The sequence below is a fragment of the Bradyrhizobium iriomotense genome, from assembly GCF_018130765.1.
GTDB lineage: Bacteria > Pseudomonadota > Alphaproteobacteria > Rhizobiales > Xanthobacteraceae > Bradyrhizobium > Bradyrhizobium iriomotense_A.
Map to the genome: position 1 here is coordinate 32,599 of NZ_JAFCJZ010000005.1, position 17,111 is coordinate 49,709.

A 17,111-nucleotide genomic window follows, 5' to 3' on the forward strand; every position below is an offset into this window, starting at 1 on the left:
GATCAATCATTCCACTGGAGGAGCGGCGTTCCATACGCCCTCCTCCAGACGGACAGGAAGCGCGGAAACCAGGAGTGGGCCACCGCCCCCTTGTAGGCCCAGGTGCGATATTTCAGGCCCTGCTCCGAGATCAGCTCCTGATAGCCGCCATGGACCTCGGTCGCGGTGCGAATGTCCTTCAATATCCTTTGCGCGCAGGCCCGGTAGGTATCGCTCCCTGAGGCCTCATCAAAGTCCAGCATACGATCCGCAAACTCGACATTGAACGTCGGCCAGGACGAACGCCCCTGATAGGCCGGCGCCGCGATCTTGTGGATGATCTTGTTGCGCGGATTATCCGCGGACACCAGGAAGTGGAACGTGCTGGGGATGCGGAAGCGCGGTTCGGCGATGATCAGATCGGCCGTCGCCGAGAACAGCGCGCGCTCGCTGGCATCGCTCATATCCCAGAAGCCGCGATGCACGCTGACGAAATCCAGGGCCACCAAGGACACCGGCGCGCCCGCTGCGCCGTCAAGCGAATGCCTGATATAGCCGTCCTTGCCGAACAGACGGAGCAGATCCCGCTTGTACTGCACAAGGTCGCGCCCAAGCAGCCGCTTCAGCTCGTTTTCGTCGACGATCCCAAGCCGCACTCCCCACACGAACGTCGTGTAGACGCAGGCATTGGTGACGAAACGCCGGCGCTCGGCACGTGTATCCGTCGCCGCAGAGCGAGGCCCGCTGGCGTCGCACAGCAAATATCTGGTGCCGTCAGCGTCGAACGGCTCCAGCTCGCTTGCAAGCTTCAGGATCGCGCGCTTCAGATCGGCGCCATATTCGGTCAGCAACAGGTGGCCTGCATGCGCGCATTGTGACATCGCCAGATAGGTCGACGCCCTCTCCTCGGCGGAGAGCATCTGCTGGAGACCGGCGAGAATGCCGAGCAGCGTGTCCGAGGGGCGCGAGAAATAATTCACGCCGAGATACCGGCCGCGTCCCGCCGGCACGATGGTCGTGGTGACGACGTCGGCGCGAACCGCCTCCAGCAACAGGCGGACGCTCTTCTCGAGCAAACGAGCCCGTCGAACCGCGTCCTGCGCATCCATGATGGTCTCGGGGTCGAGGACATCGGGGTAGAACCAGGCGAAGTCGCGCGGGTAATAGGCGGAGGCATGGGGCGCGCCCGTGACGAGGAAAGCCTCGGTCACCGAAAAGGCGCTGTCCATCGAGTGCCGGTAAAGATCCGCGATGGCCGAGAACGAATGGGGCGATTGTCTCAGGAATCGATCGCCGAGAAAATTGACCGCCTGAAGGGCGTTGGCGACGAAGGTCGCAGCTTTGCCCTGGTAAAATCGATTTCCGCGATGTGACGGCAAGAAAATATCGCTATTCATTCGCGCCTGATGTCTCGTGCTTCCGGCCATTGCCGGTCACCATTCTCAGGATGACTGATTCTTATCTCTTCCCGATGACAGGCAGCTCCCGGCCGTCAGTTCGCGCCGGCGCGGTCCTCCCGCGGCCTGAAATTCTCGATCACCCGCAGCAGCACCCGCGCGCCGGCGTCGGCATCGGCAAGCTCGACGTGTTCGTCCGGGTGATGGCTGATGCCGCCGCGGCAGCGGACGAAGATCATGCCGACATCGGCGATGTCGATCATGGCCATGCCGTCATGACCCGCCCCGCTCGGCAGCTCGAACACGGAGAGACCTTCCGCAGCGATCGCCTGCGCGATCTGCTGCTTCAGCCAGGGTGCGCAGGGCGCGGTGCGGTTCTCGTGGGTGACGTCGAGCTGGAGCGTCAATTGCCGGCGCTTTGCGATCGCCTCGATCTGGCGGACGACGTCGGCAACCGCGCGCTTGCGGTGCATGTCGGTTGGCGCGCGCATGTCGATGGTGAAAGACACCTCGCCTGGGATCACGTTGGTCGCACCGGGCCTCGCCTGGATGTAGCCGACGGTGCCGACCAGACCGCCCTCGTCGGTGCGGCAGAACTGCTCGATCGCGCCGATACATTCGGCCGCACCGGTGAGCGCGTCACGGCGCAGCGCCATCGGCACGGTGCCGGCGTGACCGGCCATGCCGGTCAGCCGCGCAGCAAGCCGTGTCGCGCCGGCAATTGCGGTGACCACGCCGACGGGCAAGTTCTGTGCTTCCAGCACCGGACCTTGCTCGATGTGCAATTCGAGATAGGCGAGCAGTTCGCGCCGAGTCCGTGCGGCCGCGCCGATGTGATCGGGATCCAGCCCAAACTGAACGAGCGCATCGCGCATCGACACGCCGTCACGGTCGCGCGTGTTCAAAACGCTCTCGTCGAAGGTGCCGGCCACCGCGCGGCTGCCGAGCAGGGTCGAGGCGAACCGCACCCCCTCCTCGTCGGCGAAGCCAATGACCTCGATCGCAAACGGCAGACGCTTGCCGCGGCGGTTGAGATCGGCGATGCAGGAGATCGCGGTGATCACGCCCAGCGGTCCATCCCATTTGCCAGCATCGCGCACGGTGTCGTAGTGCGAGCCGAGCATCAGGCAGGGCGCGCCCGGCCGCTCGCCTTCATACCGGCCGCAGACATTGCCGATCGCGTCGAGATGCGCGCTCATGCCGGCCTCGCGCATCCAGCTCAGGATGAGGTCGGCGGCCTTGCGCAATTCCTTGCTGAGGAAGATGCGGGTGAGCTTGTCGGGCTCTTCCGAGATCGCGCCGAGCTCGTTGATGCGGCGAACGATCTCCTTGCCGAGCGATGCATCGTGAACGGTACCAGCACCCATCTCGGCGAGCTTTCCATCTTCTAGGGGACCACAGCAGCGGCGGTCCTGACGACAATCGATACAAGTTCGGTGCCAGCGAACATCTTCCGGCGCCGTCCCAGTCAGCGCGTGGTTAGCATGAATGCACCTTCTCGGCCGACGGTCCGAAGCTGGTCATGCACATCTGGGAGCCGGTTAAGACTGCTTAACTCCACTGCATACAATTACGAAATACTGCCTATAAATTAATCTGCTACTTTCCTCGCCAAGTTCTCGACGATTATTATATCTCATATATTCCATATACTTAATCGCAATTGCACTCTTCATAATCTCTGGCACGAAGCTTGCGACATCCGATCCCGGCTCCGCCAGGCTGGCGCAGCCGCGAGATCAAGGCGGGGCATCCGCCAAGGGGAGCGAGCAATGGATTCTGGCAGGATTTCACGACGTCATTTGTTGCAGGGCGGCGCGGCCCTCACCCTCGGCGCGGCAGCGGGCCTCCGCCCGGCCTTCGCGGCCGAGACCACCATCGGCTTCATCTATGTCGGCTCGCGCGACGACTACGGCTACAACCAGGCCCACGCGCAGGGCGCGGCGGCACTCAAGAAGATTCCCGGCCTCAAGGTGGTCGAGGAGGAGAAGGTGCCGGAGACCGACGCGGTCGAGAAGACGATCGAGTCCATGATCAATCTCGACGGCGCCACCCTGCTCTTCCCGACCTCGTTCGGTTACTACAATCCGCACATGATCAAGATGGCCACCAAGTACCCGAAGCTGCGCTTCGAGCACTGCGGCGGCCTCTGGAGCGACAAGGACCCCAAGAACGCCGGCAGCTATTTCGGCTATATCGACGAGGCCCAGTACATCTCCGGCATCGTCGCCGGCCTGACGTCGAAGAGCAGCAAGCTCGGCTTTGTCGCGGCCAAGCCGATCCCGCAGGTGCTGCGCAACATCAACGCCTTCGCGCTTGGCGCCAAGTCCGTCAATCCAAAGGCCACCACGCAGGTGATCTTCACCGGCGACTGGTCGATGCCGGTCAAGGAGGCCGAAGCCACCAACAGCCTGATCGATCAGGGCGTGGATGTGCTCACCTGTCACGTCGATGGTCCCAAGACCATGGTCGAGAACGCCGCGCGGCGCGGCGCCTTCGTCTGCGGCTATCACACCAACCAGTCGGCACTGGCACCCAAGGCCTATCTCACCGGCGCCGAGTGGAACTGGGAAGCGCTCTATCCGAAGTTCGTCAAGATGATCGCCGCCGGCGAAGGCATCCCGAACTTCTACCGCGGCGGCCTGAAGGAAGAGATCGTGAAGGTCTCCCCCTACGGCGAAGCGGTCTCAACGGAAGCGCGCAAGGCGGCTGACGAGGCCAAGGCAAAATTCCTGTCGGCAGAAGGCTACGCCATCTTCAAGGGTGGGCTGGTCGACAACAAGGGCAAGACGGTGATCCCTGCCGGGACCGACCGAGGCCAGAAGGATCCCGAACTCGAGAAGATGGACTATCTGGTCGAGGGCGTGATCGGAGCCACTTCGTGACCACGGAAGCGGCGGATTCCACGGACGCGGTCGGGACAGTCGCCCCGGCCGCCGATCCCGGCTTCCTCCAGCGTCACGGCGGCACGATCGAATATGTCCTGATCCCGGGCGCGGCGCTCGTCGGCGCGCTTGCGGTGTTCGGCGTCTTCGTCGCGATGTTCGGCAAGAACCCGCTCGATCTCTATTTCTACATGTATTACGGCGCGTTCGGCACCTGGTTCTCCTGGCAGAACACGCTGACGCGCGCAGCCCCCCTGATCCTCACCGCACTCTGCACCGCGCTACCCGCGCAACTCGGCATGGTCATCATCGGCGGCGAAGGTGCGCTGCTGATCGGCGCACTGTCGGCAACCAGCGCCGCACTCGCGCTTCAGGGCATGCCGCCGTTCGTCGTCCAGATCGCCATGGTCTGCGCCGGCGTGATCGGCGGCGGGCTGTGGATCATGCTCTCCGGCTCGCTCCGGCAATATCGCGGCGTTAACGAGACCATCTCGAGCCTGCTGCTGGTCTACATCGCGCTCGCGATCCTCAACCATCTCGTCGAGGGGCTGATGCGCGATCCCGCCAGCCTCAATAAGCCCTCCACCCGCGAGATCGGCGCCGCCAACATGATCGGCTCCATTCCCGGCACCGACGTGCATTGGGGCCTCGTCTTCGGCCTGATCGCCGCGATCGCGTCTTACATCCTGATCTATCACACCGTGTTCGGCTTCGCCGCGCGTGTTGCCGGCGGCAACATCCGTGCTGCCAAGATCGTCGGCCTCGGGGTCAGCAAGCTGATCTTGACCGTCTGCTTCCTCGCCGGCGGCGCGGCGGGTCTTGCCGGCATGGTCGAGGTCGCCGCCGTGCAGGGGCGCACCAACGCCAACCTCGCGGCCGGCTACGGCTTCACCGGCATTCTCGTCGCCTTCCTCGCGCGGCAAAATCCGCTCGCCATCATCCCCATCGCGATCCTGCTCGGCGGCATCAGCGCCAGCGGCGGCCTGCTGCAACGCCGCCTGGGACTGCCCGATGCGTCCGTGCTGGTGCTGCAGGGCATCATCTTCGTCTTCGTGCTCGCCAGCGATGCGCTCTACGGCCGCATCGGATTTTTGAAGGGAAAATCCTGAGATGGCAGACGGATCGATCGGACTCTGGACCGTCCCGCTCGCCGTGCTCGGCGGTGCCATTCGCGTCTCCACCCCGTTCCTGTTCGTGAGTCTCGGCGAATGCATCACCGAGCGCGCAGGCCGTATCAATCTCGGCCTCGAAGGCACACTGGTGATGGGCGCGATGAGCGCCTATGGCATCTCTTACCTCACGGGATCACCATGGTTGGGGGTGCTCGCCGCCGGCATCACCGGCGCGCTGCTGGGCGCACTGCATGCCGGCATCTGCTCGCTGCCGCGCGTCAACGACGTCGCGGTCGGTATCGCGCTCATGCTGTTCGGCACCGGCCTCGCTTTCTATCTCGGCAAACCGCTGATCGAGCCCACCGCACCACGCCTGCCCGCCATCGATTTCGGCTGGTGGAGCGACCTCCCGCAGGTGCGCGCCGCGCTGCGTATCAACGTGCTGTTCCTGATCGGCGTCGTGCTGGCGCCAATTCTCTATTGGGCATTCCGTACCACGCGCTGGGGCCTGCTCATCCGCACCGCCGGCGAGAGCTCGGATGCCGCCCGTGCGATGGGCCATTCCGTGCTGCTGATCCGCCTGCGCGCCACCATGGTCGGCGGCTTCCTCGCCGGCATCGGCGGCTCGTTCCTGTCGCTGTTCTATCCCGGCAGCTGGAACGAGGGCCTGTCCTCGGGTCAGGGCATCACCGCCGTGGCGCTCGTGATCTTCGCGCGCTGGGATCCCCTGCTCTGCCTGTGGGCCTCACTCGCCTTCGGCGGCGCCGCGGCGCTGGGACCGGCGCTGCAATCGGTCGGCGTCACCTCCGGCTACCACCTCTTCAACGCTGCGCCCTACATCCTGACGCTGGCGATCATGATCATCACCTGCTCGCCGAAGCGGACGCTGACCGGCGCACCCGCCGAACTCTCGATCACACGGTAACACGCACGAGGTCGTCCATGCCCGAGCGCTACATCAAGTCCGAACCCTACGCCTGGCCCTACAACGGCGATCTCCGCCCCGAGAACACCGCGCTCATCATCATCGACATGCAGACCGATTTCTGCGGCGTCGGCGGCTATGTCGACAAGATGGGCTATGACCTCTCGCTAACGCGGGCGCCGATCGAGCCGATCAAGAGGCTGCTCGCCGCGATGCGCAAGCAAGGCTTTCACATCATCCATACCCGCGAGGGCCACCGCCCTGACCTCTCCGATCTTCCCGCCAACAAGCGCTGGCGCTCGCGCCAGATCGGCGCCGGCATCGGCGACCCCGGCCCATGCGGCCGCATCCTTGTGCGCGGCGAGCCCGGCTGGGACATCATCGAGGAGCTGGCACCCCTGCCCGGCGAGCCGATCATCGACAAGCCAGGCAAAGGCTCGTTCTGCGCCACCGATCTGGAGCTGATCCTGCGCGTCCGCGGCATCGAGAACATCGTGCTGACCGGCATCACCACCGACGTCTGCGTCCACACCACCATGCGCGAAGCCAACGACCGCGGCTTCGAATGCGTGCTGCTGCACGATTGCTGCGGCGCGACCGACAAGAGCAACCACGACCACGCGCTGAAGATGATCAAGATGCAGGGCGGCGTGTTCGGCGCGGTCTCGACCTCCGATGCCTTCATCGGAGCGATTTCGTGATCATCGGCGAAACGCCTCCGCCGTCGGGCGCCTTCGGCGTCGATGCCATCGCCATGACCATGCGCTTCGGCGATTTCCTGGCGCTGGACAATGTCGAGCTGAAGGTGCGGCCGGGCTCGTTCCACGCCCTGCTCGGCGAAAACGGTGCCGGCAAATCCACCCTCGTCAAATGCATCATGGGCTACTACCACGCGACAGAGGGCGACATCATCGTCGGCGGCCGCGAGCAGGCGATCACCAACCCGAAGGATGCCCACGCGCTCGGCCTCGGCATGGTCTACCAGCATTTCACACTGGTGCCGGCCATGACGGTTGCCGAAAACCTCGTGCTGGCGCGAGACCATGTGCCGGCCGTCGTGAACTGGCCCAAGGAGATGAAAGAGCTCGAGGCGTTCCTTGCTCGGATGCCTTTCAAGGTGCCGCTCTCAGCGCGGGTCTCCGACATCTCCGCCGGCGAGCGCCAAAAGTGCGAGATCCTCAAGCAGCTCTATCTGAAGCGTCGCTTCCTGATCCTGGACGAGCCGACCTCGGTGCTAACGCCGGCGGAAGCGGACGAAGTGCTCGGCATGCTCCGCGACATGGTGGTCAGGGGCGAGCTGACCATCCTGATGATCACGCACAAGTTTCGCGAGGTCATGGCCTTCGCCGACGAGGTCACGATCCTGCGCCGCGGCAAGCTTGCCGGGGCCGGCAAGGTCGCCGAGCTGACGCCGGATGCGATGGCGCGCACCATGATCGGCGCCGAGGAGCTGACGGTGCAGCCGCCGCGCACCGGCGAAGCCGGTCAGGCGCGGCTGGAGCTTGAGAAGGTTCGGGCACTCGACGATGCCGGCGCGATCGCCGTGCACGATGTTTCCCTGACCGTGCGCGCCGGGGAGATCGTCGGCATCGCCGGCGTTTCCGGCAACGGCCAACGCCAGCTCGTCGAGGTGCTGGCCGGCCAGCGCGAGGCCGAGAGCGGCGAGGTGCGCGTGGCGGGCGATCCCTATCACGCCAGCCGCGAGGAGATGCGGCGCCACCGGATGTCGCTGCTGCCCGAGGAGCCGCTGAAGAACGCCTGCGTCGGCGGCATGAGCGTCGCCGACAACATCGCCTTCCGCGAATTCGACCGGGCGCCCTTTGCAAGTGGCGGCTGGTGGCTCAATCGCAGCGCCTTCCGCAACGACGCCAGGAAAAAAATTGGTCAGTACAAGATCAAGACCCGCACGCCCGATACGCCAATCTCGGCACTGTCGGGCGGCAACGTGCAGCGCGCCGTGCTCGCCCGCGAGCTCGGCGGCGACGTCGAGGTGCTGATCGCAGCCAATCCCTGCTTCGGCCTCGATTTCGCGGCGGTGGCCCAGATCCACGCCGAGATCATGGCGGCGCGCAACCGCGGCGCCGCGGTGCTGCTCGTCAGCGAGGATCTCGACGAACTGCTCGAACTGTCGGACCGTTTGGTGGTGATGTTCCACGGCGAATTCGTGTATGAAGCACGGACCAGCGAAGCCGATCTCACCGTGTTCGGCCGGCACATGGCGGGTCATTGATCGCGGAGGAGCGATGAGCGAGGCAACCGAACGCGACGAACACTTCTTACGTTTGTCCTTCGCGGTCGCCCGGCGCTCGCTCACCCACGGCAACCATCCCTTCGGTTGCATTGTCGTCGGTGCCGACGGCAAGGTGCTGATCGAGACCGAGAACGGCTACATGCCGGACCGCGACGGCACCGCACATGCCGAGCGGCTCGCGGCCACCCAGGCCTGCCGCACGCTCGGCCGCGAGGTGCTGGCCAAAGCCACGCTCTATTCGTCCGCCGAACCCTGCGCGATGTGCGCCGGCGCGATCTACTGGGCCGGCATCGGCCGCGTCGTCTACGGCCTCAGCGAGCACCGCCTGCGCGGCGTCACCGGCAACCACCCGGAGAACCCGACGCTCGATTTGCCCTGCCGCGAGGTGTTTGCCAGCGGCCAGCGACCGACGGAGGTCGTCGGGCCACTGCTCGAAGACGAAGCCGAAGCGCTGCACGCCGGCGTGTGGACGAAGTAGGTATCCAGCAAACAGTGCCGTAGGGTGGGCAAAGGCGCCTTGCGCCGTGCCCACCATCTCAACGCAATGGAAGCAGAAGTGGTGGGCACGCTACGCTTTGCCCACCCTACGGCAGTTCATCGCCAAACGAAGATGGCGCCGCGGAGGTTTGACGCGGCGCCATCGTCTTTCACCTGAAATATCTCAGGTGGCTAGAACTTCACGGTGATACCGGAGTAGAGCGAGGACTCGGTGCAGGACCCGGTGCTCACCTTCGCTCCACCGACCAAGGTGGTGCAGGCAACTGCGTTGTTGTGATCGAGGCCGAACTTGTTCTGCCAGTAGCGATAGGCCACCCAGACATCGACGAAGTGCGAGTACTTCTCACCCCAGATCGCCTTCGAGGCATCCATTGTCAGGCGGATCGGCTCCGAGTTGAACTCGACCTTGGTGGGATAGACGCCGTTGGCAACGCTGGCCGGAAGCGGCTCGGTGTCCGTTCCCTTCTTGCCATACCAGCCGGCGCGGCCGCTGATCGAGAAATACTGCATGTTCGGCGGCAGGAAGCCGAGGTCCATGTAGTAGTTGGTCTCGATCGCCCAAGTCGGCTTGAACGAGGTGTTGCCGTCGGTGAGACACGGGGCCATCCAGCCGGCGCCGCACTGCGAGAAGGAGTTGTGGTTCGCGAACTCCCAATACACCAGAGGCGCCACGTTGAAGTAGCCCTTGTAGGGAAGGTCGAAAGCGAACTGCAGACCGGCGACGACGTCACGCTTGGCGGCGCCGAAATAGCGGTTCTCGGTGTTGGCATCCATGCCAACCTCGAACGAGATGTTGTGCAGGGGCCCTTGCGTGAACGCCTTGGTGTTGAATATCTCGTTCCAGCCGAAGGTCGAGCGGAACAGGCCGTAGATTTCGGTTGCGCCGGCGCAGCTTGCGGGCGTGGCTGCGAAGCCGGCAGCCGGTGACACGATCACGCCGGTGGCGGTGCACGGACCCGCCGGATCGTTGTGATCCGACTTGAACATCGAGATGGTGAAGAAGTTGGTGCCGTAAGCCCAGGCGTCGAAGTGGGTGAAGGAGTAGACCTGCTTCGTCGTCTTGGCGTTGATCACACCGTTGGTGTTGGTGAACGCACCGGGCTGCGAGGCATTGAAGATGTAGGAGAAGGTGACGCGGTCGTCGATCACCAGGAAGAACGGAAGGTCCGGCGCCTTCTTGGCAGCCTTGACCGGCAAATCCGCAGCCTGAGCCAGGCCACCGGTGGCGAGCGTAGCAAGTGACAGCGCCGCCGCTGCAATTGCCTTGAAACGAAACGACATCCTGATACCCCCAAGTTTGGACACGTAAAAATGAATGTCCCTTGGGTGCGACACTTGCGCCGATCATCAGGAGTGAGAAGCCTCAACTTTTTTCAAGGCATGCCGTTTGTTTCGGCAGCAGGCGACATTTCATCGCTGGATTTCGAGGATTTTCGCGGGCCATGCGCGCCGGCACACAGCGATGCGAGGCCGGCCATTGCCAAACATTCCCGTTTGATTTTGTTCGCGTTTCACGTCGAGCGAACGAGGTTGACGGAATCGTCGACGGCGCGTCGCGCGGCGATCCGACGTTGCATACGCGTCTTGGCGCGATTTTGCTCAACTTCAGATCAGGCCTGCACACGGGGTTCCGATTTGATTTGAACCGTCACAAATTTGCAACAGGCCCCACGCCCGAGCGGTCCCCACAAGGACAATCCTGGAGCGCTCAAGCACAATCCGCGCCCGGCGAGAGCCACGACTCGCCGACACCGCCCGCCTGCCGAAGCGTTGAGCAAGGGATGACGCTTTTTCACACCTTACGCGGCGGTTCAAACTAGCCCACTATTGAGGCACTTCACCCCATGCAAGCGCATCAGCGAATGTTAGATCCGACGCCTAACGGCCTGCATTCCGGCGAGTCCCCGTTGCTTCAGACGCTCGGGCTCACCAAACGCTATGGCGATTTTCTCGCCAACGATTCCATCGACATCGACATCTGGCCGAAGGAGATTCACGCCCTGCTCGGGGAGAACGGCGCCGGCAAGTCGACGCTGGTCAAGGCGATCTACGGGCTGATCCAGCCTAGCGCCGGCGAGATTCGCTGGCAGGGCCAACCGATCGTCCTGTCTGGTCCGTCCGAAGCGCGCAGCCGCGGTATCGGCATGGTGTTCCAGCACTTCTCGCTGTTCGACAATCTGACCGTCGCCGAGAACGTCGCGCTCGGCCTCGATGGGAAAGAATCCTTCAAGGACATGTCGGCGCGGCTGGAGCAGGTGTCGAAGACCTACGGTCTGCCGCTCGATCCCAGGCGCGAGGTCTGGCAATTGTCGGTCGGCGAGCGCCAGCGCATCGAGATCGTCCGCGCCCTGATGCAGGACCCGAAATTCCTGATCCTGGACGAGCCCACCGCGGTGCTGACCCCGCAGGAGGCCGATCAGCTCTTCATCGTGCTGGAGCGCCTCAAGGCGGAAGGCCGCGCCATCCTCTACATCAGCCACAAGCTGGAGGAGGTGAAGCGCCTCTGCGATACCGCCACGATCCTGCGCGGCGGCAAGAAGGTCGAGACCTGCAATCCCCGGCTCGAGACCGCAGCTTCGCTCGCCCGCATGATGGTCGGCGGCGAGATCAAGGAAGTGAAGGCTCCCGCCGGCCGGCAGACGACGGTGCCGCGGCTGGTCGTCAACGATCTCTCGCTGGCGCCAAGCGAGGCGCATGGCGTGCGGCTCGAGCACATCTCGTTCGAGCTGAAGGGCGGCGAGATCCTCGGCATCGCCGGCGTCGCCGGCAACGGCCAGGACGAGCTCTTTGCGGCGCTCTCCGGCGAGCGGCTGTCCAAGGATCCCGGTACCGTGGTGATCGAAGGCATCGCCGCCGGCCACCTCTCGATCACGCAGCGCCGCAAGCTGGGCGCGGCTTTCGTTCCCGAGGAGCGGCTCGGCCATGGCACCGCGCCGCGCATGAAGCTGTCGGAGAACGCGTTGCTGACCGGGCACGCCGCCAGCGGCATGGTCCGTCGCGGCTTCATCGACACCGCGGCGACGCTGAAGACAGTTGATCGAGCGACCGAAACTTTTGATGTCCGCAAGGCCAAGCGCGATCCCGAGGCCGCGAGCCTGTCCGGCGGCAATCTGCAGAAGTTCATCGTGGGACGCGAGATCCTGCGCAACCCGGCGGTGCTGGTGGTGAGCCAGCCGACCTGGGGCGTCGACGCCGGCGCTGCTGCGGTGATCCGCCAGGCGCTGCTCGATCTCGCAACCGCCGGCGCCGCCGTGCTGGTGACCAGCCAGGACCTCGACGAGCTCGCGGAGATCGCCGACCGCATCGCCGTGATGTTCCACGGCCGGTTGTCCGCACCACTTGCGACAAGCGAAGCGACGCGCGAAAAGCTCGGCCTTCTCATGGGCGGCAGCAGCCTGGAGCCGAAGGAGGCCGCGCATGCAGTTGGTGCTTGAGAAGCGCGCCGAGCGCTCTGGCACGATCGCGCTGGTCTCGCCGCTGATCGCGATCGGCCTCACGATCGTCACCATGACCATCCTGTTCGCGATCCTCGGCAAGAATCCGCTGCTTGCACTCCACGCCTATTTCATCGCGCCCTTGACCGACGGCTATTCGCTGCAGGAGATCGCGGTGAAGGCGACGCCGCTGGTAATGATCGCGATCGGCCTGTCGCTCTGTTATCTCGCCAATGCCTGGAACATCGGCGCCGAGGGGCAATTCCTGATCGGCGCCGTCGCCGGAAGCTGGATCGCGGTGAAGACGCAGGGCACTGATGCCGGCGCCTGGGTGCTGCCGGCGATGCTCGTGCTCGCAGCCGCCGCTGGCGCGCTCTATGCGCTGATCCCGGCGATCTGCAAGGTGAAGTTCGGCGCCAGCGAGATCCTGACCAGCCTGATGCTGGTCTATGTCGCCGATCTCTTTCTGGATTATCTCGTGCGCGGCCCCTGGCGCGATCCGCACGGCTTCAATTTCCCGACCACGGCCGAGTTCGATCCGGTCGCGACGGTGCCGCTGCTGATCGAAGGCGGCCGGCTGCATCTCGGCTCGATCATCGCGCTGCTCGTCGTTGCGGCTGCGGCGATCCTGCTCGGGCGCACCATCAAGGGTTTCGAGATCCGCGTGGTCGGCGCCGCGCCCCGCGCGGCGCGGTTCGGCGGCTTCAACGCCAACCAGCTGATCATCCTGACCTTCGCGGTCTCCGGCGCACTGGCGGGCCTTGCCGGCATCATCGAGGTCGCCGGTCCCGTCGGGCATCTCCAGCCCGGCATCTCGCCCGGCTACGGCTTTACCGCGATCATCGTCGCCTTCCTCGGCCGGTTGAACCCGCTTGGAATATTAATTGCAGGCCTTTTTCTCGCACTGACCTTTATCGGCGGCGAGCAGGCGCAGATCGCGATGAAGATCCCGTTGGATGTCACCAAGGTGTTTCAGGGCATTCTGCTGTTCTACGTGCTCGCCTGCGACTCCCTCATCCTCTACCGCTTCAAGCTGGTGTTCCCGAACCGACAGGTGGCCCGTGGAACTCATTGAGGCCATCGTCCTCGCGGTGCTCGCCGCATCGACGCCGCTGCTGATCGCCGCGACCGGCGAGCTCGTGACCGAACGCTCCGGCGTGCTCAATCTCGGCGTCGAGGGCATGATGATCGTCGGCGCCGCCTGTGGTTTTGGCGGCGCGTGGCTGACCGGTTCGATTCTGGTCGGCGCATTGTTCGGCATCGTCGCGGGCACGCTGATGTCGCTCGTGTTCGCGCTGATGGCGCTCGGGCTCGCCGTCAACCAGGTCGCGACGGGTCTTGCGCTGACCATTCTCGGCATTGGCCTCTCCGGCCTGATCGGCGCCGGCTTCGTCGGAGAACGCATCACGCCGGCCGTGCACCTTTACATTCCCGGCCTGACCGACATGCCGCTGATCGGCCGCGTGCTGTTCGGCGAGGACGGCTTCGTCTATTTCTCCGTCGCGCTGATCGTTGGCGTCTGGTGGTTCCTGTACCGCACGCGGGCGGGATTGATCCTGCGCGCCTGCGGTGACAATCACGTCTCCGCGCATGCGCTGGGCTATCCCGTGCTGCGCATCCGAACCTTCGCCGTGATGTTCGGCGGCGCCTGCGCCGGACTTGCCGGCGCCTATCTGCCGCTTGCCTATACGCCGTTCTTCATTCCCGGCATGACCGCGGGCCGCGGCTGGATCGCACTGGCGCTGGTGGTGTTCGCGTCCTGGCGGCCGGGCCGCCTCGTGGTCGGTGCCTATCTGTTCGGTGCGGTGACGATCCTGCAACTGCACGCGCAGGGCTGGGGCGTCGGCATTCCCTCGCAGTTCATGTCGGCGCTGCCTTATCTCGCGACCGTCATCGTGCTGGTCCTGCTCTCCCGCGCGCGCACCGGCGGCTCGACCGCGCCGGCCGCGCTCGGCACCGTGTTCGTGCCTGATCGCTAGCGTTTCATTTCCGCGGCGTGCGCGATGGGGCGCGCACGTTGCGGATCGTGGCTTTCCCCTGATGTTTGGAGATTGATGATGAGGAAATCACTTCTTGCGCTGACTGCCGGGCTTTTGCTTGCCGGGAGCGTCAGCGCAGCCTCCGCCGCCGACAAGCTGAAGGTCGGCTTCATTTACCTGGGCCCGATCGGAGACCTCGGCTGGACCTACCAGCATGACGTCGGCCGGCAGGCGCTGGTGAAGGAATTGGGCGACAAGATCGAGACCACCTATCTCGAGAACGTGCCCGAAGGCCCCGACGCCGAGCGCGCCATCGAGCAGCTCGTCCGCGCCGGCAACAAGCTGATCTTCACCACATCCTTCGGCTACATGGACCCGACGCTGAAGGTTGCCAAGAAGTATCCGAACGTGCATTTCGAGCACGCCACCGGCTACAAGCGCGACAAGAACATGTCGACCTATTCGGCCAAGTGGTACCAGGGCCGCTACATCCAGGGCCTGATCGCGGCCAAGATGTCGAAGTCCGGCGTGCTCGGCTATATCGGATCGTTCCCGATCCCCGAGGTCGTCTCCGGCATCAACGCGACGATCCTGGCGGCGCAGACCATCAACCCGAACATCAAGGTCAAGATCATCTGGGCCAACACCTGGTTCGACCCGGGCAAGGAAGCCGACGCCGCCAAGGCGCTGATCGACCAGGGCGCCGACGTCATCATGCAGCACACGGACTCGCCGGCCGCCATGCAGATCGCCAGCGAGCGCGGCAAGCTCGCCTTCGGCCAGGATTCCGAGATGATCAAGTTCGGGCCCAAGACCCAGCTGACCTCGATCCTCGACACCTGGGGCCCCTACTACATCGATCGCGTCAAGGCCGAGCTCGCCGGAACCTGGAAGTCGGAGGACACCTGGGGCGGACTCGACAGCCACATGTTCGCGATGGCGCCCTACACCAACATGCCTGACGACGTGAAGAAGATGGCCGAGGATGCCCAGGCCGCGATCACCGCGGGCAAGTTGCACCCGTTCAAGTGCCCGATTGTTGCGCAGGACGGCAAGGCGGTCGAGTGCAAGGGCGGCGCCAATCTCGACGACGGCCAGATCCTCGGCATGAATTTCTACGTGAAAGGCATCGACGACAAGCTGCCGGGCAAGTAGCACGCTTCTTGCATTGCCTAACTCACCTGCTCCTCCCGGAGGAGGTTCGGAGGGGGTGGCCAGAAGCACCCGGCACTTGTGGTCGCCCCCTCTTTCAATTTTTCGGCCTGATTATCCCGACTGCATGGCCCGCGCCGCCGAACTGTGGCGGCGGATGAGGTCGGCGACATCCAGTCCCGGGATCGCGCCGTCGATCACGGCCCATTTCCCCGACACCATCACCCGATCGGCCCGATGCGCCCCGCATAGCACCAGCGCGGCCAGGGGATCGCCATGGCCGGAGAAGCGCAGCTCGTCGAGCTTGAATAGCGCGAGATCCGCCGCCTTGCCGACAGCGATCTCGCCGAGCTCCGGACGGCCGACGCAGGCTGCCGAGCCCCTGGTCGCCCAGCGCAGCGCATCCTTGTGGCTGACCCTCGTCACCCCGTAACGCGCCCGCTGCAGCAGGAAGGCGGCGCGCACCTCCTGCATCAGGTTCGATCCGTCGTTCGAGGCCGAACCATCGACGCCGATCCCAATCCCGACGCCGGCCTCCTCCATCTCGCACACCGGGCAGCAGCCGGACGCCAGCAGCTGGTTGCTGCAGGCACAATGGCTGACGGTCGTCCCGGCCTTGCCGAGCCGCCTCATCTCGTCGGGATTGAAGAAGATTCCGTGGGCGAGCCAGGTCCGCGCGTTGAGCCAGCCGCATTGCTCGAGATAGTCGAGCGGACGGCAACCATACATCTGCTGGCAGAATCTGTTCTCATCCTCAGTCTCGGCGAGATGGGTGTGCAGGCGCACGTCGAGCTTGTCGGCGAGATCGGCGGTGGCGCGCATCAGTGACGTCGTCACGGAGAACGGCGAGCAAGGCGCCAGCGCGATCTGCACCATAGCATCCACCCCGCGCTGGTGATGTTTTGCGACCACGCGCGCGCTGTCGGCAAGGATCGTGTCCTCGTCCTGCACGACGCTGTCGGGCGGCAGCCCGCCGTCGCGCTGCGACAGGTTCATCGAGCCACGCGTGAGCAGCACCCTCAACCCGAGCCGCTTGGCGACACTGACCTCGATGTCGACGGACTCCTCGAGCCCCGCCGGGAAGACATAGTGATGATCCGTCGTGGTGGTGCAGCCCGACAGCAGCAGCTCGGACATCGCCACGGTGACGCCAAGCTCCAGCCGCTCCGGCGTCAGCTTCGCCCACACCGGATAGAGCGCCTGGAGCCAGGGAAACAGCTCGCGGTCCATCGCCGCGGGCAGCGCCCGCGTCAGCGTCTGGTAGAAGTGATGATGCGTGTTGATGAGGCCCGGCAGGACGACGTGCTCGCCCGCGTCGAACACCGCAACATCCGCGGTTGCGGGCGTGCCGCCTGCCGGCACGAGCTCGACGATCCGGCCATCCCTGACCACGATCCCGCGCGCAGCACCGTCGGCGAGGATGGCCAGCGGATCCCTGATCCAGATCGGCTTTGCATCGTTCATGAACCTGCTTCTCCTCACATCTGCTGACGACAGGC

General features: G+C 64.7%; 14 protein-coding genes. 10 read left to right on the forward strand and 4 right to left on the reverse strand.

The window, feature by feature from the left end:
- Positions 1-2: 2 nt before the first annotated feature.
- Positions 3-1,376 (reverse strand): hypothetical protein, encoded by a 1,374-nt coding sequence (locus JQ635_RS11100; RefSeq protein WP_211409905.1) that lies wholly within the window; start codon positions 1,374-1,376, stop codon positions 3-5.
- A gap of 95 nt (positions 1,377-1,471) precedes the next feature.
- Complete coding sequence (locus JQ635_RS11105) at positions 1,472-2,743, reverse strand: allantoate amidohydrolase (RefSeq protein WP_211409906.1); 1,272 nt, start codon at positions 2,741-2,743, stop codon at positions 1,472-1,474.
- Positions 2,744-3,148: 405 nt separating this feature from the next.
- Between JQ635_RS11105 and JQ635_RS11110 the strand changes: the two genes are divergently transcribed.
- From JQ635_RS11110 to JQ635_RS11135, 6 genes are read left to right on the forward strand one after another with little or no spacing between them, the layout of a single operon-like run.
- A complete protein-coding gene (locus tag JQ635_RS11110) occupies positions 3,149-4,261 on the forward strand; it encodes a BMP family ABC transporter substrate-binding protein (RefSeq protein WP_211409907.1) in 1,113 nt (370 codons plus the stop codon).
- Positions 4,258-5,370 (forward strand): ABC transporter permease, encoded by a 1,113-nt coding sequence (locus JQ635_RS11115; RefSeq protein WP_211409908.1) that lies wholly within the window; start codon positions 4,258-4,260, stop codon positions 5,368-5,370. The genes JQ635_RS11110 and JQ635_RS11115 overlap by 4 nt, the downstream gene beginning before the upstream one ends.
- A 1-nt stretch (position 5,371) precedes the next feature.
- Complete coding sequence (locus JQ635_RS11120) at positions 5,372-6,298, forward strand: ABC transporter permease (RefSeq protein ID WP_211409909.1); 927 nt, start codon at positions 5,372-5,374, stop codon at positions 6,296-6,298.
- Between the two features lie 17 nt (positions 6,299-6,315).
- Positions 6,316-6,999, forward strand: coding sequence for a biuret amidohydrolase (gene biuH / locus JQ635_RS11125; protein WP_025037675.1), 684 nt, complete (start codon positions 6,316-6,318; stop codon positions 6,997-6,999).
- Positions 6,996-8,528: an ABC transporter ATP-binding protein gene (locus JQ635_RS11130; RefSeq protein WP_211409910.1), complete on the forward strand. Its 1,533-nt coding sequence runs from the start codon at positions 6,996-6,998 to the stop codon at positions 8,526-8,528. The genes biuH and JQ635_RS11130 overlap by 4 nt, the downstream gene beginning before the upstream one ends.
- Positions 8,529-8,541: 13 nt before the next feature.
- Positions 8,542-9,027 (forward strand): nucleoside deaminase, encoded by a 486-nt coding sequence (locus tag JQ635_RS11135; protein WP_211409911.1) that lies wholly within the window; start codon positions 8,542-8,544, stop codon positions 9,025-9,027.
- 191 nt (positions 9,028-9,218) lie between these two features.
- Here JQ635_RS11135 and JQ635_RS11140 read toward each other — a convergent pair whose 3' ends face one another.
- Complete coding sequence (locus JQ635_RS11140; RefSeq protein WP_211409912.1) at positions 9,219-10,328, reverse strand: hypothetical protein; 1,110 nt, start codon at positions 10,326-10,328, stop codon at positions 9,219-9,221.
- A 581-nt stretch (positions 10,329-10,909) separates the two neighbouring features.
- On the opposite strand from JQ635_RS11140, the gene JQ635_RS11145 reads away from it, so the two are divergent.
- The 4 genes from JQ635_RS11145 (at position 10,910) to JQ635_RS11160 (ending at position 15,615) form a co-directional block, all read left to right on the forward strand.
- Complete coding sequence (locus JQ635_RS11145) at positions 10,910-12,481, forward strand: ABC transporter ATP-binding protein (protein ID WP_211409913.1); 1,572 nt, start codon at positions 10,910-10,912, stop codon at positions 12,479-12,481.
- Positions 12,465-13,556 carry an ABC transporter permease gene (locus JQ635_RS11150; RefSeq protein ID WP_211409914.1) on the forward strand — a complete coding sequence of 364 codons (1,092 nt, stop codon included), beginning with the start codon at positions 12,465-12,467 and terminating at the stop codon, positions 13,554-13,556. Before JQ635_RS11145 ends, JQ635_RS11150 begins: the two co-directional genes overlap by 17 nt.
- The gene (locus JQ635_RS11155; protein WP_211409915.1) at positions 13,543-14,460 is read left to right on the forward strand and encodes an ABC transporter permease; all 918 of its coding nucleotides are present in this window, start codon (positions 13,543-13,545) and stop codon (positions 14,458-14,460) included. Before JQ635_RS11150 ends, JQ635_RS11155 begins: the two co-directional genes overlap by 14 nt.
- A 78-nt stretch (positions 14,461-14,538) precedes the next feature.
- Complete coding sequence (locus JQ635_RS11160; protein ID WP_211409916.1) at positions 14,539-15,615, forward strand: BMP family ABC transporter substrate-binding protein; 1,077 nt, start codon at positions 14,539-14,541, stop codon at positions 15,613-15,615.
- Between the two features lie 111 nt (positions 15,616-15,726).
- Here JQ635_RS11160 and JQ635_RS11165 read toward each other — a convergent pair whose 3' ends face one another.
- On the reverse strand, positions 15,727-17,076 hold the full coding sequence (locus JQ635_RS11165; protein WP_211409917.1) for an 8-oxoguanine deaminase: 1,350 nt from the start codon (positions 17,074-17,076) through the stop codon (positions 15,727-15,729).
- Positions 17,077-17,111: the final 35 nt, after the last annotated feature.